General features: G+C 59.4%; 11 protein-coding genes. 6 read left to right on the top strand and 5 right to left on the bottom strand.

Going from position 1 to position 21,971, the window contains the following annotated elements:
- Window positions 1–55: 55 nt before the first annotated feature.
- Window positions 56–3,181 (bottom strand): SusC/RagA family TonB-linked outer membrane protein, encoded by a 3,126-nt coding sequence (locus ABD903_RS03145; protein WP_345221319.1) that lies wholly within the window; start codon window positions 3,179–3,181, stop codon window positions 56–58.
- Window positions 3,182–3,516: 335 nt separating this feature from the next.
- On the opposite strand from ABD903_RS03145, the gene nagB reads away from it, so the two are divergent.
- The 4 genes from nagB (at window position 3,517) to ABD903_RS03125 (ending at window position 11,583) form a co-directional block, all read left to right on the top strand.
- Window positions 3,517–5,433 carry a glucosamine-6-phosphate deaminase gene (nagB, locus tag ABD903_RS03140; protein ID WP_345221317.1) on the top strand — a complete coding sequence of 639 codons (1,917 nt, stop codon included), beginning with the start codon at window positions 3,517–3,519 and terminating at the stop codon, window positions 5,431–5,433.
- 341 nt (window positions 5,434–5,774) lie between these two features.
- Complete coding sequence (locus tag ABD903_RS03135; protein WP_345221315.1) at window positions 5,775–8,975, top strand: SusC/RagA family TonB-linked outer membrane protein; 3,201 nt, start codon at window positions 5,775–5,777, stop codon at window positions 8,973–8,975.
- A gap of 33 nt (window positions 8,976–9,008) precedes the next feature.
- Window positions 9,009–10,331, top strand: a complete 1,323-nt coding sequence (locus ABD903_RS03130; protein WP_345221313.1) for a RagB/SusD family nutrient uptake outer membrane protein — start codon at window positions 9,009–9,011, stop codon at window positions 10,329–10,331.
- 70 nt (window positions 10,332–10,401) lie between these two features.
- Entirely contained in the window at window positions 10,402–11,583 is a 1,182-nt protein-coding gene (locus tag ABD903_RS03125) for an acyltransferase family protein (RefSeq protein ID WP_345221311.1), read from the top strand.
- Window positions 11,584–11,736: 153 nt separating this feature from the next.
- Here ABD903_RS03125 and ABD903_RS03120 read toward each other — a convergent pair whose 3' ends face one another.
- The 4 genes from ABD903_RS03120 to ABD903_RS03105 all read right to left on the bottom strand — a co-directional run bounded on the left by ABD903_RS03120 (window position 11,737) and on the right by ABD903_RS03105 (window position 17,849).
- Window positions 11,737–12,420, bottom strand: a complete 684-nt coding sequence (locus ABD903_RS03120) for a hypothetical protein (RefSeq protein ID WP_345221309.1) — start codon at window positions 12,418–12,420, stop codon at window positions 11,737–11,739.
- A gap of 219 nt (window positions 12,421–12,639) precedes the next feature.
- Window positions 12,640–15,774, bottom strand: a complete 3,135-nt coding sequence (locus tag ABD903_RS03115) for a serine hydrolase domain-containing protein (protein ID WP_345221307.1) — start codon at window positions 15,772–15,774, stop codon at window positions 12,640–12,642.
- 293 nt (window positions 15,775–16,067) lie between these two features.
- Window positions 16,068–17,069 (bottom strand): glycosyltransferase family 2 protein, encoded by a 1,002-nt coding sequence (locus ABD903_RS03110; protein ID WP_345221305.1) that lies wholly within the window; start codon window positions 17,067–17,069, stop codon window positions 16,068–16,070.
- A 357-nt stretch (window positions 17,070–17,426) separates the two neighbouring features.
- Window positions 17,427–17,849: a BLUF domain-containing protein gene (locus ABD903_RS03105; protein ID WP_345221304.1), complete on the bottom strand. Its 423-nt coding sequence runs from the start codon at window positions 17,847–17,849 to the stop codon at window positions 17,427–17,429.
- Between the two features lie 547 nt (window positions 17,850–18,396).
- Here ABD903_RS03105 and ABD903_RS03100 point away from each other — a divergent pair.
- Both ABD903_RS03100 and ABD903_RS03095 read left to right on the top strand, forming a co-directional pair.
- Window positions 18,397–19,164, top strand: coding sequence for a hypothetical protein (locus ABD903_RS03100; protein ID WP_345221302.1), 768 nt, complete (start codon window positions 18,397–18,399; stop codon window positions 19,162–19,164).
- 2 nt (window positions 19,165–19,166) lie between these two features.
- On the top strand, window positions 19,167–21,971 hold the full coding sequence (locus tag ABD903_RS03095; RefSeq protein ID WP_345221301.1) for a TonB-dependent receptor: 2,805 nt from the start codon (window positions 19,167–19,169) through the stop codon (window positions 21,969–21,971).

Genomic DNA, 21,971 nt, shown 5'->3' with positions numbered 1-21,971 from the left:
TCTGATGGAACCCTGAACAATCAGCCATTTGATCATTTAGCCATCTGACTATTGATTAAAAATTGACTCGCAGGGCCATGTCTACACCGCGAGTAGATGGGGTGCTACCGTAGTCGAAGCCCCCCGAACCGCCGCCGCGCACGCCGGCCCCGGCCGAAGCCGTTTCCGGGTCGGCACCCGAGTATTTCGTGAAGAGCAGCAGGTTGCGGCCGGTCACGCTCAACTCAGCACCTTTGAAAATGGAAGTGCCCAGCCACTCTTTAGGCAGGCGGTAGGCCAGGGTGGCATAGCGCAGGCGCGTCCAGGACCCGTCCTCCACAAAAGCCCATCCCGTGCCAGCGTATTGGTTGATGTAGTATCCCTGGGTGAGTTCCACCGGGCGGGTGTTGGGCGAGTAAGAGCCGTCGGCGCCGCGTACCACCCCGTCGATAACAACGGTTTTGTAGCGGTCCAGCGTTTTCTCACTCAAGCCATTGCGCACCGCTACCCATTCGTTGCCGTTTACCACCTTACCCCCTTTGCGGAAGTCCAGCAGGAAAGCCAACGACAGCCCTTTGTAGCTTACCGTATTGGTAACCTGAGTGGTGAAGTCGGGTGCCCGGTCGCCGGCGTACACGAACGTACCGGCCACCACGGAAGGGAAGCCGGTAGTAGGGCTGATGATTACCTTGCCGAAGTCCGGCGAGTTGACGTCCGTTACGCGTTGGTAGTCGATAACGCCGATGGAGGTGATGGGGCGGTTGGGGAAGGCGCTGCCGCGGGCCACGTCAATCACCCAGGAATCCGACTGGTTTACTTCCGTAAGGAAGCTGGGCAGTTCCTTGGCGCGGTTCTCGTTGTGGAAGAAATTGGCCAGTATTTCCCACGTAAAGCCGTTGTCGAGCTGCAAAGGCTTGCCTGACAGCGCAATTTCCACGCCCTTGTTTACCACTGTGCCGCCGTTGATGTACTGCAGAATAAAGCCCGAGGCCTGGCTTACCCGTGGTGCAATCAGCTGGTCGCGGGTTTCGGCGTGGTAGTAGCCGGCGTCGAGGCCCAGGCGCCCCTTCAGGAACTGCAAGTCCACGCCAACCTCGTAAGAGCGGGTGCGCTCGGGCTTCAGCTGGGCGTTCGAGCCGAAAAAACCCAGACGGAAGCCTTGGCCGATGTAGGTGCTTTGTGCCAGGGGCGACTCCACGCGGTAAGGCCCGGTGTCTTTACCCACTTCGGCCACGGCTACGCGCAGCTTGCCGTAGTTTAAAATGGGGTTGTTGTCCAGACCCAGCGTGCGGGTGAATTCGTAGCCGGCCGTGGCCGAGCCGTACAGGAAGCCCCGGCCAAAGTTCTTGCCTTTCTCCGGCCGCGGCAGCGTAGACGACATGTCGTAGCGGGCGCTTACTTCCAGGGTTATCTGCCGAAACAGATCCAGGTTAACGCGGGCGAAATTGCCCACCAAGCGGCGCAACGAGTTATTGGTCAGCGCACCCCGGTTTACGGTGTTGTTGATGGACGAAAAATTGGGCGAGCGAAACACCAGGCCAATGATGTCGGTGGCTTCGCGGCGACCCTGCTCCACCGTATTGCCCAGCAGCAGCGAGCCGCTGATGTTCTCGTTAAACTGGTGGTTGAACAGGGCCGTGAAGTTGGAGTTAAGCAAGCGCACGAGCGTGGTCGTCTCCGAAAGGCCGCCGTCCTGGTTGCCCGGCTGCGAGGTGCCAATGGAGCGAACGGAGCGAACCTGCTCGCTGTACACGTCGGTGCCCAGGTTATAGCTCAGGGTGGCCCACTTAACGGGTTCGTAGGAGAGCTGGGCGTTGCCGATGATGCGGTTCGTGCGGTCCGTAACGGGGTTGCGCTCCACCGTAAAATAGGGGTTGTCGGGGTCGGAGGTGCCCACCCCGCCGATGAGGCGCCGACGGGTGCCGTCGGGGTTCAGGTAGTTGCGGGCGTCGTCGTTGCGCGGCCACGTGAGCAGGCTCACCAGGTAGCCGCCCGAGCCGCCAAACAAACCGGGCCCCTGCAAGGCGCGGCGGCCGCCGGAGTTCAGGTATTGGGCCGAGGCTTGGCCGCGCAGCTTGGGGGAAAACTGAAACGTGCCGGCCATGCGCACGGTGGCTTTGTCGAAGTCAGAGTTCGGTACTACGCCGCGCTGGTCCAGGTGCGAAGCGGAGAGCAGGAAAGAGCCTTTTTCGGTGCCGCCCGACATAGTTAGGTAGTTCTGCACGGCGTAGGATTTCTGGTAGAACTCGCCCAGGTTATCATATGCAGTTTCGCCCGGTGCGAATTGCGGCCCCCACGAGAGGCGGGTGGTAGGGTCGAAAACGCCCAGGGTACCTTGCTTGTAGGTGCTTTGCAGCTTGGGCAGCCGGCTTACCTCGTCCACTGAAAATTGCGTGCGGTAGTCGATGCTGACGGCGCCGGCTTTGCCCTTCTTCGTGGTGATGATAACGGCTCCGTTCGCGGCGCGCAGGCCGTACAGGGCCGCCGCGGCTGGCCCCTTCAGCACCGTCATGCTCTCAATGTCCTCGGGGTTAATGTCGCCGGCCCGGTTGGGCGAGGCCACCGACCGGCCCAGCAGGCCGTTGAAACCCGAGCCGCCACCAGGGGCCGTTGACTCCACGAACGAAGAGTTGTCGATGATGATGCCGTCTATCACGAACAGCGGCTGGTTGTCGCCGTCGAGCGAGTTACCGCCCCGAATAACGATGGCTGCACCTTCGCCCGGGGCGCCACCCGAACTCGTTACCTGCACGCCCGCCACCTTGCCCTGCAAGGCATTCACAATGTTGGGTTGACGCGACTCGATGATGTCTTTGCTGGTTACCTGTTGGGCGCCGTAGTTAATCTGTCGGCGTTCCTGCTGAATGCCATAAGCCGTTGTGATTTTAACTTCCTGCAGGGTAGTGGTAGCCGCTTCCAGGGCCACGTCAATGCTGCCGTCGGCGCTAACGGGGCGCTCCACGGAGTTGTAGCCAATGAAGCTAAACACCAAGGTAGAGCCGGGTGCGGCCTGCAGCGTAAACCGCCCTTCGGAATCCGTTTGGGTGCCAATGGTAGAGCCCTTTACCACCACGTTCACGCCGGGCAGGGGCGTGCGGTCGGCGGTGGCGGTTACGGTGCCGCTCACCGGGCGGGTTTGGGCCTGCGCATGCTGCGCCAGCGCGAGGCCGGGTAGCACGAAAGACCATAAAAGTTTTTTCATGAGAGTGGGGAAATGGAGTGGAAAGTCAGGAAAAAACAAACCGCGTGCGGCTATATAGCCGCACGCGGTTAGCGCAATGCCCAGGGCCAGTCTGGCCAGATATTGATTCTACAAGTAACTGGCATACAACGAAAAGCCGCTGGGTGGGCACGCATTCGATGAATCCGCTGGTTTCCGGCAGGCTGCCTGCGTAGGCGTTATCAGGCCGGGGCGGAATTAAAGCTAATGTTATCGGGCTGTCGAGTCAAGATAGGGAATTGAAATGGCGGAAGGCGCGCCATTGCGCTCCGCACAGAAAGCCGTTACATTTCGGCGCGCACCAACCCTTCCCCGCCATGCTCACGCCCACGCAATCCGAGAAGCTGCCCGTCAGCGTTTACACCGATTCCGAACAAGCGTCCGCCGCCGTAGCCCGGCAGATAGCTGACCTAATCCGGCAGCGTGCCGCCGAAGGCCGCAACTGCGTGCTGGGCCTGGCCACGGGCTCGTCGCCCACGCGGGTGTACGAAGAGCTGGTGCGCCTGCACCGCGAAGAAGGCCTGAGCTTCCGGAACGTGGTGTCGTTTAACCTCGACGAGTACTACCCCATGGCGCCCGACTCCTTGCAGAGTTACGTGCGCTTCATGCACGAGTACCTGTTCGACCACGTGGACATCCGGCCCGAAAACGTGCACATTCCCGACGGCACCGTGCCGCAGGAGCAGGTAGCCGACTACTGCCGCCGTTACGAGGAGCAAATTCGCGAGGCCGGCGGCATCGAGCTGCAGTTGCTGGGCATTGGCCGCACCGGCCACATTGGCTTTAACGAACCGGGCTCGGGAGCCTCCTCGCGCACCCGCATCATTACCCTCGACCACATCACGCGAACCGACGCGGCCTCCGATTTTTACGGCGAGGAAAACGTGCCGCGCCGCGCCCTCACCATGGGCGTAGGCTCTATTCTCGAAGCCAAAAAGATTGTGCTCCTGGCCTGGGGTGAAGGAAAGGCGGCCGTGGTAAAACGCATGGTGGAAGGCGAACCGACCGACACCGTGCCCGCCACGTATTTGCAGCGCCACCCCGCCGTGCAAGTAGTGCTAGACGACGCGGCCGGTGCCGAACTAACGCAACGCAAAACCCCGTGGCTGGCCGGCCTGCCCAGTAATTGGCAGGATGAAGCTACCGTGCGCAAAGCCGTGACCTGGCTGGCCCGCAACCTGCAAAAGCCCATTCTCAAGCTCACCGACAACGAGTACAACGAAAACGGCTTGTCGGATTTGCTGGCCGAATCGGGCCCGGCGTACAGCATTAACATCCGGGTATTTAACCAGCTACAGCACACCATTACCGGCTGGCCCGGCGGCAAACCCAATGCCGACGATACCTACCGCCCCGAGCGCGCCGAGCCCTTCCCCAAGCGCGTGTTGATCTTTTCGCCCCATCCCGACGACGACGTTATCAGTATGGGCGGCACGCTGCTGCGCCTCGTCGATCAGGGCCATGAAGTACACGTGGCCTACCAGACTTCCGGCAACATTGCCGTGTTCGACGACGAGGCCATTCGCTTCGCCGAGTTCGTGGCCGATTACGACGAAGCCTTCCGACTTTCGGGTGAGCAGCCGGCCGAAAACCTCTACCACCGCGTCGCCGACTTTCTGAAAAACAAAGCCCCCGGCCAAGTCGATTCCGATGAGGTGCAGCAAATAAAAGGCCTCATCCGGCGCGGCGAAGCCAAGAGTGCCTGCCGCCTGGCCGGCGTGCCCGATGCCAACGCGCACTTCATGGATTTGCCGTTCTACGAAACCGGCCGCGTACGCAAAAAGCCCCTCGGCGAAGAAGATATTCAGCTCACCATGGATTTGCTGAACCGCATTCAGCCCCACCAGATTTACGCCGCCGGCGACCTAAGTGACCCGCACGGCACGCACCGCGTGTGCCTGTCGGCCATTATGCAGGCTGTGCAGCGCCTGAAAGCCGCCAACACCGCGTGGCTGCAAAACTGCTGGGTGTGGCTCTACCGCGGCGCCTGGCAGGAGTGGGATATCGACCAGATTGAAATGGCCGTGCCCATCTCGCCCGAAGAGCTGACGCGCAAGCGCCGCGCCATTTTCAAGCACCAGAGCCAGAAGGACCGGCCACTATTTCCCGGCGCCGACCAACGTGAGTTCTGGCAGCGCGCCGAGGAGCGCAACCGCACCACGGCCAAAATCTACGACCAGCTAGGGCTGCCCGAATACGAGGGCATAGAAGCCTTCGTGCGCTGGCAGTATTAGCACTTAAAGTGCCGTAAAGCAGCGCTTCCGCAGGAGGAGCCGATAACGAAAAAGACCGTCCGCCTCTCGCCAGAACCCGTGTGTTTTGGATGAGAGTCGGATGGTCTTTTTTGCTAAGCAGCCCGAGCATTATAGGGAGCAATTTGAATGCTACAAAAGGCTAACAAGCCTGTGCTAAAGGTGAGCTTTCAGCCTTTGGACTTACGTCTGCGGGCCAGCACCAAGCATAACTGCAAGGAGTAGGAATAGAGGGCAATTAATTTGCATTATTCTAATTAAAAATAATATATATTAACGGGGTATTGCCACTCTCTTCCACTTTCACATTCCCCACTTCTACTATGCGCAACACGTACTTCTTTGCGAGGCTGACCCTATTGTGGGCGTGCCTGACTTTTGGCGTAGGGCTGCGACTAGCGGCACAAGACACGGGAAACCGCGCGCCGTTTACCCTGCAGGGTCGCGTTACCGACGAGCGGGGACAGGGCATACCCGGCACCACCATCCTTATAGTTGGCACAACGCTGGGCACTGCCTCTAACGGCGAGGGCAACTACAGCCTCACGGTCCAGCTGCCTCCGGGCACTTACTCCCTGTCGTTTACCACTATTGGCTTCAAAACCCAAACCCGCTCGGTAACACTAGGTAGTAGCGGCAGCGTTACCACCGACGTAACGTTGAGCGAAGCCCGGCAAAACCTCGACGACGTGGTAGTTATCGGCTCCACCATTAGCGTGAACAAGCGCGAGCTGGGCAATGCCATTAGTACTGTAACGGCGCAGGATTTGGTGCAAAGCGGTACGGGCGGAGCCCTCACGGCCCTGCAGGGCAAGCTGCCCGGCGCCCAAATTGTGCAGAACTCCGGCGACCCGTCCGGCTCCATGTCGGTGCGGCTGCGCGGTATTCACTCGCTGCGCGGCTCCTCCGACCCGCTGTACGTGGTAGACGGCGTGATTGTGAGCAACGCCAGCACCAACGTCTCGCAGCTGGCCGCGGCCGCCGACAACGCCATCGGCTCGGCGGCCAACCCCGGGCAGAACCGCCTCGCCGACCTCAACCCCAACGACATTGCCAGCATTAACGTGATTAACGGGGCTGCCGCGGCCGCGCAGTACGGTTCGCGGGCCTCTAACGGCGTGGTGCTTATTACCACCAAGCGCGGGCAGGCCGGTGCCCCGCGGGTATCGGTGTACACCAGCTTTAACGTGAACGAGCTGCGCAAATCGGTGCCAATCAACACCTACGGCAAGCAGTTTGGCTTTGCCGATTTGCGCCTCTACACCATTGGGGTGCCCACGGCCCAGCAGCTGGCGGCCAACCCCAACGTAACCACCACGCCCATTACCCGCGCCGGCGCCACCGCCCGGCTGGCCACCAACCTCGTGGACGTGCAGCGCTACGACTACTTCAAGGACATTTTCCGCACCGGCTACGGCACCGACAACGGCGCCTCCATTACCGGCGGCTCCGAGGGCACGCAGTACCTGGTGTCGGTAGGGTATCTGAAAAACCAGGGCATTATTGAGGGCACCGATTTCACCCGCTACAACGTACGGGCCCGCGTAGACCAGCGCCTCGTAAGCTGGGCCCGCGCCTCGGTGGGTGTGGCCTACAACAACAGCTTTGCCGAGGAAAAGGCTAACGGCAACGTGTTCTACAGCCCCGTCAACTCCATTAACATCACCAACAACATCTACGACATCAACCGCCGCGACGCTAACGGCAACCTGCTGGCTGTGGAGCCCACCCGCGTAAACCCTTTGTCCACCATCGAGGACATGAAGTTCACGCAGCGCATCAACCGCACCATTGCCGATCTGCAGCTGAACTTGACGCCGGTTAAGGGCGTCTCGCTCGATTACATTCTGGGCGTGGACACCTACTCGCAGGCGGGCCAGAACTACATCCGGCCGTACCCATACCAAGCCGTGGCGGGCCTGCCGCTGGCGCGTTTCCCCAACGGCTTTGCCGCCAACGGCAACAACAACGTGCTCCAGCTAAACTCCGATGTGAACCTGGGCTACGACCGGCAGCTTTCGGAGAGTTTCAAGCTCACGTTGCTGGCCGGTTATAGCTACCAATACCTGCGCGGAGAGCTGGTGCGCACCCAAGGCCAAAGCCAAGCACCGTTTATTACCACCGTCAGCGGGTCGGCCAGCAACACGGTGGCCTCGGTGTACGAGCTGGACCAGTTTGATTTGAGCGGCATTTTTGGGCAGGCCACCGTGGGTTTCCGCAACCTGGCGTTCCTCACCGGTGCCATCCGCCGCGACCGGTCCTCCAAGTTCTCGCCCTCCGAAACCAACCAGTACTACCCCAAGCTGAGCGGCTCGTTGGTGGTATCGGATCTGGGCTTCTGGCAAAGCGGCGGCCTGGCCAAGTCGTTCAGCTCGCTGAAGCTGCGGGCCAGCTACGGCGAGGCCGGCGGCCTCACGGCCATCAACTCCTACGACCGGTTCTACCAGTTTGTGCCCGTTGGGTTTCAGGGCCGCAACACCTTTTTGCCCGGCTCGCGGCTGGCTAACCCGCGGGTGCGGCCGGAGCGCGTGCGGGAAGTGGAAGCCGGCGCCGACCTGGGTTTTCTCAACGACCGGATTGGGCTGGGTGTCTCGGTGTACAACCAAAACACCACCGACCTGGTGGTGGACCGCTCCATTGCCCCGTCGCGGGGCGGCTCCACCATTGTGGAGAACGTGGCCCGGCTGCGCAACCGGGGTGTGGAGGTGCAGCTGAGCGCCACGCCGGTTAGAACCGCCGATTTTACCTGGGACGTGACGGCCATTTACAGCCGCAACCGCAACAAGGTGGTGGACCTGGAAGGCTCGGCTGCCATTCTCATCGACAACGTGGCGGGCGCGCCCGTGTACCTGATCAACGGCCAGCCGGCCGGCGTGTTCTACGGCTCGGCCTACGCCCGCAACCCCGACGGCTCCCTACTGCTTACCCCACAAGGCTTCCCGCAGGACGAGCGCGCCCTGGGGCAGGGTAACGGCGAAATAGGTTTTACGCCAGCCCGCGGCGCCGATGGCCAGCCTGGCTACGGCCCCGGCACCAGCGTGGCCAACGTAGTCATCGGCGACCCCAACCCCGATTGGACCGGCTCACTGAGTTCCGGCTTTACCTACAAAAAGCTCAGCCTGCGGGTGCTCTTTGATGCCGTGCAGGGCGTAGACGTGTTTAACGCCGACTACCGCACCCGCCAAGGCGTGGGCCTGGGCGAGTTGGCCGAGCAGGAACTGCGGGGTGAGCTGCCGCGCGGCTACATTTTCGCCGTGTATAACACCCAGGAATTTCGCATCGACGACGGCTCGTTTGTAAAGCTGCGCGAGGCCGCGCTGAGCTACACGCTGCCCTCGTTTACCCCGCGTATCCGGGACCTGACCGTGTCGCTGATTGGCCGCAACCTCTACTCCTGGGACGATTACAAGGGTTTCGACCCCGAAACCAGCGCGGGCGGCTCGTCGGATTTGCTGCGGGCCGTGGACTTCGGCAACGTGCCCATTCCGCGCACTTTCCAGCTGCGGCTAGCGGCCAGCTTTTAGTTCGGTCGTCCATTTTCTAACCGCTGTTATAACATGAAAAAGATACTCCTTTTGCTGGCCGTGCTGTCGACGACGATGAGCGGCTGCGACAAAGAATACCTGAACCCCAGCACCGCCAGCGACGTGCAGGTGCTCACCAACGCCGACGGCCTCATTGCCGTGTGCAACGGGCTGCAGTCGCGCTTCACCACGGGCGGGGCCCTCAGCCCGCTCTACAACACGGTGGCCGCCGGGGGGCTGACCACCCGCGAGTTGCTCATCATCAACCAAGGCAACATCGAGGAATTCAACGTGAGCCTGGGCGCCGGCAACGTCACCAACATTAACGGGGTGGTGCGCAACCTCTGGACCCAGTGCCAGCTGGTGCGCGCCAACGCCGACCTGGTGCTGGCCAACGCCAACAACGCCGCCGACCCCGGCACGCGCAGTGGCATTGTGGCCTATGCCAGCATTTTTCGGGCGCTGGCCATCGGTACATTGGCGCAGTATTTCGAGCAACTGCCCATCACCACAGAGGCCAACGCGCCCTTCGTTTCCCGGACGGTGGCGTTGCAATCGGCCGTGACGCAACTGGAGGCCGCAGCTACCCAACTCGCCCAAACGCCCGTTTCGGCTGACTTTACCAACAAAATCATTGGGGGCATCAACCTGCCGAATACGGTGCAGGCCCTCATTGCCCGCTACAGCCTCTTTGCCGGCGACTACGACAAAGCCATTGCCGCTGCCGGCCGGGTGGACCTGACCAGCCGATCAGTATTCAACTTTGATGAGCTGGCCCGCAACCCGCTGTTTGAAGTAGCCTTTGGTAACCGCAACGTGTTTGAGCCATTCGACGTGAACCTGGGCCTGACCGGCGCCCTGGCACCCGAAGCCGGCGACCGGCGCATTCCGTTTTACACCCGCGCCAACCCCACGGCCACCCAAAACCGCGGCACCGGCTTTTACACGGCCAGTGCCGCGCCCATTCCGGTATACGTGCCGGGTGAAATGCTGCTGATTCGGGCCGAAGCCTACGCCCGTAAAAACGACTTAGCCAATGCCGTAACAGAGCTGAACCGGGTGCGCACCAGCACTGCCGCGGCCACTACTGCTGGCAGCGCAGCCTTCCCCACGGCTCCTCCCGGCGCCAATTTGGGGCCATACGCGGGCCCCATTACCCAGGAAGCCATTCTGTTCGACATCTACCGCAACCGGCAGGTGGAGTTGGCCTTCCAGGGCTTTCGTTTGGAAGATAACCGCCGCTTTGGCCGCCCCGGTGCCGGTACCCCGGGGGCTGAACGCAACCGCAACTTCTTTCCCTATCCGCGCTCTGAACGTGAAAATAACACCGCAACTCCCCCCGATCCGGTGATTTAAAGCACGCAAACAGGACTCGGAAAACTCCCCTGCCTGCAAAAGGAGGGGAGCTTTTTGCGTTCTTTACCTTATGCAAAGTACTACCCAGGCTGCCGTTGAAACCACCCACACGCTGCCCTTGGCCGAGGCCTCGCAGCCGGGCCGGTTGGTGTCGCTCGATGTCTTTCGGGGCATCACCGTCATGGCCATGATTCTGGTGAATAACCCCGGCGACTGGGGCCATATTTACGCGCCGCTAGAACACGCCGAGTGGCACGGCTGCACCCCCACTGACCTGATATTTCCCTTCTTCCTGTTCATCGTAGGGGTGTCGTGCGTGTACGCGCTGGACGGCGTAAAGCGTCGCGCCGAACCCCTGGGCCCGGTGCTGTGGCGGGTGGTGCGGCGCGGTGCGGTGCTTATCGGGTTGGGCCTGTTCATGGCTTACTTTCTGAAGTGGGACCTGGCCACGCTGCGCTTGCCGGGTGTACTCCAGCGCATCGGCTTGGTGTTCATTGCCTGCGGCACAGTGTTTCTGACCACCAGCTGGCGGACGCAATTGTGGCTATTGGCAAGCTTGCTCATCGGCTACAACCTGCTCGAACAACTGGTGCCGGCTCCCGGCGCCACCGAGGCCGTGCTGCTGCCGGGCAAAGACTTCGGGGCCTGGCTCGACCGCACCGTGCTGGGTGAAAACCACCTGTGGGCCAGTTCCCGCACGTGGGACCCGGAAGGCTTGCTGGGGACTTTACCCGCTATTGGCACCGGACTGCTGGGCGTACTTACGGGCCAGTGGCTGCGCCGCCCAAACATAGCGCCGGCTGAGAAAGTGGTATGGCTGATGGTGGATGCCGTGTTACTGATTGTGCTGGGGCTAATCTGGAACAGCTGGTTTCCAGTCAACAAAAGCCTCTGGACCAGCTCGTACGTGCTCTATACCGGCGGCATGGCCGTGGCTGGTTTGGCTACCCTGTACTGGCTGTGCGACGTGCAGGGCTGGCGCCGCTGGACCAAGCCTTTCTTGGTGTATGGCGTAAATGCCATTACCGTGTTTTTCCTGTCGGGGCTGCTGGCGCGGGGGCTGAATACCTGGAAAGTCGCCGGGCCAAACGGCACTCCCGTTAGCGTAAAAACGCTGCTCTACCAGCAGTTTTTCGTGCCTTACTTCTCCGATCCGCGCGACGCTTCCCTGGCCGGCGCTTTAGCCTGCGTGCTTATCTGGCTGGTTGTACTGTGGGGAATGTACGCCCGGCGCATCATCATCAAGGTGTGATGGTAGCTGGCGCAAAACGCAAAAATCCGGAAACCATCGGCAATTGACCCGTTCCAATAGCGTTCGACATTGGCCCAAAAGCAGAGCGGGCGGCCCCAAACGGAACCGCCAGCTTCTCACCTTTTTCACTCAATTCACTTTTTGTTTTTGGGCTCATTCCCGGTCCCACACAGTTCCATTCGCTTCCACAAACCGCACTACGCCCAGTTCCTTGGTGTAGTAAATCGAGGTGACCATCCAGGCCTCGAGCTTTTCGCCCGGTTGCGCTTGCAGATTGGGATACACCAGAACGTTCTGGTGGGTGCGCCCGGCAAAGACGGCTTCGGGCAGGAGCAGCACACCGGTGGGCAGAGTTTGGCGGCTGTTTACTTCGGCAATTGGGAGCGGTAGCTTAGCTAAGCCCCACTCCAGCCGGGCGGTAAGGGGGAGTGGCTGGTTCTGAAAATCAGCAGCGGCGCTAATGGTAAACGTAGCCGCGTGCTTGTAACCGTCGGGGCGTTGGTAGAAAGCGGAATCCACGCGTTCGAGGCGGGCGCCGGCTTCCTGCTGGTAATACTGCACGCTGAACGAGTTCGTGGGAATGCCCGGCAGCACCCGGTCGGAAAAGCCTTTCACCTGGTACCGACGCACGTAGCCCGCAGCGTTGCGGAAGCGCCATTCGGTGCCCACTTGGTAAGGCGTTACCCAGGCTTGCTCCGTGGCGGCTAGCTTGTAGTGCGGCAGTTCTTTGTCGTCCATTTCCGGGAAGAAGCCGTTGCCGCAGCCGCTCAGCACAAGACTGGCAGTCGTGCTCAGCAGGATGATCAACTTTCGCAGAAAGGGTAGGAGTAACGTCATGGGAAACAGGCAGAAACAACGCGGCAGTAGCGGGGCGTCGACAATGCAAACCTCGGCAAACTCACGGCGCTTGTAAACCGCATAAGCATGTGAGCAAACCAAAGATGAGCTTAGCCACCAAAGAGTTGCCTGCCTGAAAAAGGCACTACGGCTGCAAACAAAGCGGGCGGCCCATTGCTGAGCCGCCCGCCAGGTGCATTATATGTGATGCCGTTCGGCCTATTCCTCCACCGTGGTTTCCACCTTCGGACGCTCCGATTGCACCGCATCAATGGCGAGCTGCAAGAGGTGGCTGCGCACGCTCAAGTCGCTGATTTTGTTGTTGCGGCGCGTGGGGTTCACGCGGTTCGACAAGAAAATGACCATTACATCGTACTGCGGATCGACCCAGAAATAAGTGCCGGTGTAGCCAGTGTGCCCGAAGCTGAGCTGACTGGCGTTTTTCGCCGAATTCACCGACGGGTTTGCCGCGGGCCGGTCGAAGCCGAGGGCGCGGCGGTTATCGGGGCAAAACTGGCATTTGGTGTACTCCTGCACGGTTTCGGCCTTCAGAATTTGCTGGCCGCCGTACTTGCCGTTCCAGGCGTACATCTGCACTACTTTAGCCAGGTCGTTGGCGTTGCCGAACAAACCGGCATGGCCGGAAAGGCCGCCGAGCAAGGCCGCGCCTTCGTCGTGCACAGTGCCGTGCAGCTGCTGCTTGCGGAACAAGGAGTCGTACTCGGTGGGGGCAATGCGGCTGAGCGGAAAGCGGTTGGTGGGGTTGTAGCCGAGTGTGCTGGCGCCCAACGGGCGGTAGATTTCATCCTCCACAAATTTGCCAATGCTCTTGCCCGAAGCTTTCTGCACCAGATACGGGTACATGATAAACGACAAATCGGAGTACACGTAACCCGGCTTCTCGTTCAGCGGCGACTCGCCAATGGTCTTGTAAATGCGTTCCGGGAAGTCTTTGCGAGCCCACAGGCCGTTAGCCGCCTGCAGCGGAAACCGTGCCGACGAATCGGGCCGGAAAAAGCGGCGGCTCATGGGCAGCACTTCGCCGGGCTTGGTCTTGATGGGGTCGTGCGGGTACTTGGCGAACAAGCGCGCAAACAGACCTTTGGGTTGGGTGTAGTTCTGCCAAAACGGAATCCAGGCTTTCAGGCGGGCCTGGTGGGTGAGGACGTCGCGCAGCTTCAGGTCTTGTTTGTTGGTGCCTTTCAGGAAGTCGAAGTGGGTGCCCAGCGTTTGGTCGGGGCTGAACTTGCCTTGGTCCTGCAGCTTCATGAGGGCCGGCGTGGCAGCGGCTACTTTGGTTACCGAAGCCAGGTCGTAGAGGTCGGTGCTGCGCACGGGGCGGGCGCCCGGGCCGTAGTTATGGGCACCGTAGCTTTTGCGCAATACCACCGTGCCGCGACGGGCAATGAGCACTTCACCGCCGGGGAAAGCCTGGGCCGCCAGCGCCTGGTTCATCAGCGAATCGACGCGGGATTCCAGGTTGTTGCTCATGCCCACGGCTTCGGGGTAAGCGTAGCGCAGGCGCATGCCGCCTTTGGTTGTCAACCCGTAGCCGTAGCCATACTGCGGGCTCACCGTTACCGATAACTTGCCTGAGGCGCCCACGCCACCGAAAATAACCTGCGCGGCCAGCTCCTGTGCGTTTTTGCCTTCCTGGTACCCCAGAATAATGGCGTCGGCAGCATTGATGTCGCGCACTTTGGCCACGGCGTAAGCGTCGCCAAACACGGTTACCACCATCTTCTTCTTCAGTACGGCCAGCTCGCGTAGCAGCACGTTGGTTTCGGCCGTCACGTTAAAATTGGTGGCGGGCAGGCGTCCCAGGCTTTGAATGCCAATGAGCAGCATGTTGTAGCCTTTCAGCTGCTCGCGAAGCTTGGCCAGCTCATCCATTGACGGTGTGGCGGGCATGGAGAAATAGCCGGCGGGAGCGTAGTCGCCCACCATGCGCTGGAAAGCCGTGGTGTCTTTGGTGCCGATGCTAATGGCCGCAATGCGCAGCGTATCGAGGCGCTGCAGGGGCAGGAGGTTGCGCTGGTTGCGCAGCACCGTGGTGCTCAACTCCTGCAGGCGCTGGTTTAGGTACAGGCCATGCGGGGTGTTTAGGTCCTGGTAGAGGTTGCGCAGCTCAATGGGGCGGTACTTGTTTAGGCCTGCCCATTGTTTTAGGGCCAGCACCTTGCGGCAACGCTGGTCGATGTCGGCCTGCTTGACCTGGCCGCTGTCGATGGCGGCGCGAATCATTTTCAGCGCCAGCGGAATGTTCTTCGAGAATTCCAGGATGTCGTTTCCCGCTATAATGGCGCGCAGGTCCGCTTCGCCGGGCGGGTATATTTTCAGTACGCCCTTCATGTTCATGGCGTCGGTGAAAATAACGCCGTCGTAGCCCAAGCCATTCTTCACGAGGTCGGTAACAATTGGCTTCGAAAGGGTAGAGGGCGTGCCGGTGGTATCGAGGGCCGGAATGTTGAGGTGGGCAATCATTACGCCGCCCAAGCCACGGCGCATGAGTGAGCGGAACGGCACCAGCTCCAGGGTATCGAGCCGGCGCTTATCTACGCGTATCAGGGGCAAGTCGAGGTGCGAATCGGCGTCGGTGTCGCCGTGGCCGGGGAAGTGCTTGGCCACAGCCAAAATGCCCGCGTCCTGCATGCCCTGCATGTACTGGTAGCTTTTCTCGACTACGTTTTCGCGGTTCTCACCCCACGAGCGGTTGCCGATAACGGGGTTATTGGCATTGTTGTTTACATCGACCACCGGCGCGAAGTTTACGTGCATGCCAATGCGCTTGAACTGCCGCGCCAGCTCCTGGCCCATGTCGTAAATCAGGGAATTATCCCGAATGCCGCCCATGGCCATCTGGTAAGGCAGACGCACGGTGCTGTCGAGGCGCATGCCCAGGCCGTATTCGGCGTCCATGGCCACCAGCAACGGTACTTTGGCCTGCGCTTGGTAGCGGTTTAGCAGCTTGGCCTGCCGTACGGGGCCGCCCTGGAAGAAGATAAGCCCACCCACGCCGTACTGCTGCACCAGTCGCGACACGGAGTCTTCGTCGATGCGCTTGCGGTTGGAGTACGCGGCCACCATGAACAGCTGCGCCACGCGCTGGTCGGGCGTAAGCGTCTTCATCACCGAATCGACCCAGGGCGAGTTCAGGTACTTGGTGAAGGGCGGAGGGGTGTTAATTGTTTTGGCCGGTTTAACGGCTGCTGCGGCCGGCTTCTTCGCTTTGGGTGGCGTTGGTTTAGCCTTAACGGCTTTGGGCACGGAACGGGCCGGCTTACGGCGCTGTGCCGGGGCCAGCAAGGGCCCACATAGCAACAGCAGCAACAACAGGAGCTTGGGGAAACGCAAAGCAGGGTGGGGAGTGGTACGGTGCGAATTTAACGCGAATGTGCCATGTGTCCTTCGCCGCCTCGCAAGGCATCGGTGGTTCAAGGCACCGAACAGCTGCCAGCTTTGGATTACCCAAGCGGTTGATTGCCACTCCACGGTAATAAACCATAGCAGCTCCATGGCAGCGCGTTGCTGCTACTGAACTTCATGCGCTTTAACGACTTCTAACCGCTGCCAACAGCCTCTTAAGTAGCCGTGCCAATGCTGATAGGCTGTTCTTAAATACCAGGCTGCTGAGCTGTAAATTTGGTCTACTCGTCCTGCACAAAACGCGTAAGCACAAAGAAGCACAGGCGCAGCGGTAACCAGCGCAGCGACAGGCCTAAATGGCTCAACTCCGGATGTTTCAACAGATCGAGTACCTGGCGGGCACGCTTAAGGTTGCGGTTGCGCATGGAGCGCAGCGTTCCAGCTAGTACAAACTGGTGGAAAAAACGGGCCCTGGCTGTTTCCAGCTCCGGCGGCGACAACAGCTGCTGCTCGGCCGCACGGTTAAAAATGCGAAGCAGCTGGCTGATGGTTTGGGCCTGAAACATGCCGGCCGTTACCGCGCCATTGTGCACCGTATAGGCTGCCGTGGTAATGGGTACCCGGTACAGGCCGTGCTTAGAGCACACGCGCAGCCAAATGTCCAGGTCGCCGGTGCCATCTTGCACCGGATCGAGCATGCCGGCCTCCACGTATGCCCGCCGGCTTACAACCATAGCTGGCATGCGCACGAAGGAGGAATTCGTGAGTAGTTTTTGAGTTGCTAAGCTGCGGTGAAGGAAATGGGCCGTAGACACGGTTTGCCGGTGCTGCACGCGTTCGTGTTCGTTTACCACCTGTACCCCAAACAGTACCGCTTCGTACCGGGACCGTGCGGCCTGCAGCGTGCTTACGAGTTTGCTTATAGCACCGGGCAAAAGGTAGTCGTCATCGTGCAGCATGAGCACGTAATGCCCCCTGGCACGTTCCACGCAGGCATTCCAGTTGCCAATGAGGGTACCGCCTGGCGGGTTGTGGAAATAGCGCCAGCGTTGAGTTGGCTGTTCGTCCATAACCAGTTGGGTTACCTCCCCGCTTAAGTCGTTGGTGGAGTTATCGGATATTACTACCTCCACCTCGGGTGGTAAGGGGCCAATGGATTTTAAGGCACGCGCCAACAATTGAGGTCTGTGATAGGTAGGCACACAAACGCTTAGCAGAAACTCATTATTCCGGGTGGCGTCGGAGCAGGGCAAAACAGCAGATGGGTGGATGGAAGCAGCCATAGCATAAGCAGGTAGTAGCGGGAAGTATTGGCGGCAGGGAACGAGAGCAACAGTGAGTCGAACAAACGACTGTAAGCGTAAGGGAAAGTAAGCAAGGATTGTGAATTAAAGAATGATTAATGTAATTAAAATTATTTTAAATATTAATTTATGGATATATCTGCTGCCCATTACACTTAATTTCTATTTCCGAGGGGCGCAGTCTTCGCTTTTCCTTTAAGTGTACACAGCGGTGGAAATTAGGCCTGCTGCTCCTCAGAGCATACTCGAGTTCTACGCTTCGATCAGGCATAACGGCGGCCTGCGGTTCGCTCAGCAAAAGGCTGGTAGCTCCTTGGGCAAAACACAAACAGCTACTTACACCATTTCCGGCAGCACAAATGCCCGCAATGCTTCAAGAAGCAAGGTGTCCTGTTCGCTGAGACGGCCGGGCGGTGGCGCCCACTCCTGCAGCGGAATGTAGCCGGCAGCGTAAGCAAAATCGGTGGCGGTTACTTCCCAGTAAGCCATGTGCCACTGCGCAAAGTTGCGCGCCGGAATGGCTTCGTCGGCCAGCTTTACCACGCCCACGTGGCGCGGGTCCTGCTCAATTTGGGCATAGAGGTAGCGCACGGCTGCTTCCTCGCCTTCCAGCAGCTGCATAATGCGCCCTTCGTGGTAAAGCATAACGCCGGTAATGTGGTAACGAGCGTTTTTATGGCGGGCGTGCAGCAAAATAGCCTGCAACTCCTCGGCCGATAACGGCTGGGCGGCGGTGCTAACGTAAATGAGGTGGTGCATGAATGGGGTAATACCGTGCACAGGTACGGGCACTAACGACAGAGGTTAGCGCCTTCGGCAACGGGCGCCGCTAAACGCCTCAGCGCAAACAAAAAGCCCGGCCATGAGGCCGGGCTTTGCAGAACTGGCGCGCCGAGGGTGGGCAGCCGCCTGTTAGGGCGTGTGGTATGCGGTTCGGTCGAGGTTGTGCTTGGGCAAGGCCACCAGCTTGGCTCCGTTTGGAGCGTTGCGCAGGCCGCAGCGGGCATCCTGATTGCTAGACCAAATTTTTTAATGATATAGGAAGTCGTTTTCGTCGGAATACGGTAACGCAATTCCCTCCGCCATAACTGGGTGGTAAGCTTACCAGGTAACGGCACGATACATACAAGACAAACTATTGCAGGAAAAGCAACCCTAAATTGCAGATGGTTCTCTTTGGTGAGGTTTACGCCCCGGAGCTGTTTGGTTCTGGATAACAAGGCTACTTTGCGCACTGTTCTGCTTGCCAGGCCGCCCTGCGGCAATCAAAGATTCCAATTGATGAATGGGTTTGTAATAGCTACACATGAATAAACGTTTACTTACTGGTTGTGTGCTATTGCCAATGATGGCGCTTGGCAACCGCGCAGCGGCGCAAGCTCTACCCGCCGATTCCAGCCTGTTGGCCGAAGCCGTCCAGTATGTTCGCCAGCACTACAGCGGCAAACTAGGTGCCAGCATTGCCCTCTATAACGGGCCGCAGTATCTAAGCTACGTACCCCCCACCAACCCAACGCATCCGTTCTTTATTGATGCCAAAGAGGTGATGGGGAACGTGGAGTACGATGGGTACTACTTTGCTGACGTGCCGCTGCTCTACGACATTCGGTATGATGTGCTGGTAACCAGTAATTATGGTGACGCAACCAAGTTCGCCTTAGTCGGTGAAAAGGTTAGCCGTTTTACTATTAATGGACGCCATTTCGTGCGGGTGGTAGTGCCAGATACTGCGGCTAGCAACAACCTGCGTACTGGCTTCTATGAACTGCTTTTCGCAAATAACGACAAGCTGCAGGTGCTGGCCAGGCGTACTAAGTTGAGTCAAAAAATAGTTGGGCGTGAGGTGACCCGAATTGACTTCCGAAATGTGGACTCTTATTATCTGCTTAAGAACGGAACGTATCATCCCATAACCAGCAAAAGCTCAGTACTAGCCGCGTTCGGTGACTACCGGCAGGAGTTGAAAAACTACATCAAGGAACACAACCTCAAATTCAATTCACAAGGACGGGCCATTGCCGCCTTTCATCTAGCCGTGTACTACACCGGTTTGGCCAAAGCTAGTGCACGGTAACAATGAGGCTGACAGACAATACAAACACCGGCGTTAAGCGCCGAGGAACAGTATGGCACTGGCTGTGGATATGGCTCCTGCTCGGTAGTGCACGGCTGGCATTAGCGCAGCAACAAGGCAACCCGCCGCTGATTAGCGGGCAGTTCAACGGCGTCACATTCGAGCAGTTTGCACGCGCGGTGGAAAGCCAAACGCCCTATCGCTTTTACTTCGAGCCTGCTACCGTGGACAGCATTCGGGTAACCCTCGTGGCCGACCGGCAGCCGTTGCCGGCCGTGCTGACGACCGTGTTCGGACAAAGCGGGCTTTACTACGCCATCGATGCCGATCTGCGCGTGTTCATCACCACCGGCCGAGCCATTCAGACGGAACTGCCTGCGGCATTTTTCAGGCCGGAGGGTAACGTCTCCGTTGCTACCAATGATGACCCGCTCGACGGCCTCAATCGGCCTAAAACCCGCCGCCCCCCCGATAGCCAAGTCTATGAAATTGGACGAGGGGCTAACAGCAGCGGCAAAGCTACCGTGGCCGGCCATGTACGCGACAGCAAAACCGGAGAGCCCGTAACCGGAGTCACTGTGTACGTGGAGTCGCCGGCCGTAGGAGCCGCCACCGATCAGTTTGGCTATTACTCGCTCACATTGCCGCTAGGCCGCCACGTGGTGTTGGTGCGCGGCATTGGGGTCAAGAATACCAAACGCACCGTGCTGCTGCACAACGATGGCAAGCTGGAGATTGAGGTGGAGGAAGACGTTACCCCGCTGAGGGAAGTCATAATTGAAGCCGAGAAGGACCGGAACGTGTCCGGGATGCAAATGGGCTTGGAAAGGCTAGACATCAAAACCATCCGACAAGTGCCCACTGCCTTTGGCGAAGCCGATCTGCTACGCGTGGTGCTCACGCTGCCGGGCGTGAAGTCGGTGGGGGAGGGTAGTACCGGCCTGAACGTGCGCGGCGGGGCTACCGATCAGAACCTGATCCTCTTCAACGACGCAACGGTATACAACCCGGCGCACTTGTTTGGCTTCTTTACGGCCTTTAACCCCGACATGCTCAAATCGGTGGAACTCTACAAGAGTGCCATCCCGGCCAAGTACGGCGGCCGCCTCTCGTCGGTGCTGGACATTGCCACCCGCGAAGGCAATCGGAAAAAGTTTGAGGCCACAGGAGGCATCGGGCCGCTCACCAGCCGCCTGACGCTGGAAGGCCCCATTGTGGCCGATAAGGCATCGTTTATTGTTAGCGGACGCTCATCGTACTCCGACTGGATTTTGCACCGGTTGCCCAACGGTAGCTTCCGCGAAAGCTCCGCCTCGTTTTATGATTTGAGCGGGCACGCCAGCAGCGAGCTAAACGCCCAAAATACCTTGTTCCTGACGGGCTACGTCAGTCGCGACAAGTTTAAACTGGCTTCCGATACAACCTACGGTTACGTAAATCGGAACGCGAGCATGAAGTGGAAGCACATCTTCAACAACCGGTTCTACGGCGTAGCAACGGCAGCCTACAGCCATTACGCCTATGATATTAGCAGTGAGAAAAACCCGGTAAATGCCTCCGTGCTTGGTTTTGGCCTGAATCAGGCTAACGCGCAACTCGATTTTAACTACTACCTCAACCCCAAGAATTCTTTGGAGTTTGGTCTCAGCACGGTGCGTTACCGCATCGAGCCCGGCAGTCTGCTCCCCGTTGGGGATGAGTCGCTAATCAAGCGGGAGGTGCTGAGCCGCGAGCAGGGCCTGGAAAGCGCGGTTTATCTTTCCGACCGCATCGACCTCACGCCTCGCCTGTCGGTGGCCCTGGGCTTGCGCTATTCCTTCTACCACGCACTTGGGCCCGGCGACGTGCGGCGCTACGCACCCGGCGGCCCTCGCTCCGAAGCCACCGTTGTTGATACCGTGCGCTATGGCAACGGGCAGGTACAGGCTACATACGGTGGCCCAGAGTACCGGGCTTCGGTGAAATATGCCTTAACCGACAACGCATCGGTAAAGGCCAGCTACAACCGCACGCGGCAGTACATCCACATGCTTTCCAACACGGCCTCCATGTCGCCAACGGATGTTTGGAAGCTGAGCGACACGCATATTCGTCCGCAGCTGGGCGACCAGGTAGCGCTGGGCTTCTACCGCAACTTCCGCAACAATGTCATCGAGACGTCGGTGGAGGTGTACTACAAAGACCTGAAAGACTTCGTCGACTACAAAGGCGGTGCCCAGCTGGTGCTTAATCGCCACATCGAAACCGACCTCGTAAACGCCGAGGGCAAGGCTTACGGCGCGGAAGTAATGTTGCGTAAGACCACCGGCAAGCTCAACGGCTGGCTGAGCTACACATATTCCCGCTCGCTGGTGCGCGTGAACAGTGGCACAACCTCTGAGATGATCAATGGCGGGCAGTACTACCCCAGCAATTTCGACAAGCCACACGACGCGACGATGGTGGGCAACTACCGCTTCAGCCGCCGTTTCAGCACTTCGCTGAACTTGACTTACAGTACCGGCCGGCCCATCACGCTGCCCTTGGCCCGGTACTACGTGGGCAACTCCATGCGCGTGCTTTATTCTGACCGCAATGCCTACCGAGTTCCGGATTACTACCGCGCCGATCTGGCCCTGAACATCGAGGGTAATCATAAAGTGAAAAAGCTAGCTCATAGCTCCTGGACCGTAGGCGTGTACAACCTGACGGGCCGCCGCAACCCGTTTTCGATTTACTACCGAGCCGAGGGCGGCGTCATTCGGGGGTATAAGCTGTCCGTTTTCGGTCGGCCGATTCCGACCATCACATACAACTTCAAGTTCTGA

The sequence above is a fragment of the Hymenobacter koreensis genome (genome assembly GCF_039541855.1).
Lineage (GTDB): Bacteria > Bacteroidota > Bacteroidia > Cytophagales > Hymenobacteraceae > Solirubrum > Solirubrum koreensis.
This window is presented reverse-complemented; position numbering and strand designations above follow the sequence as displayed.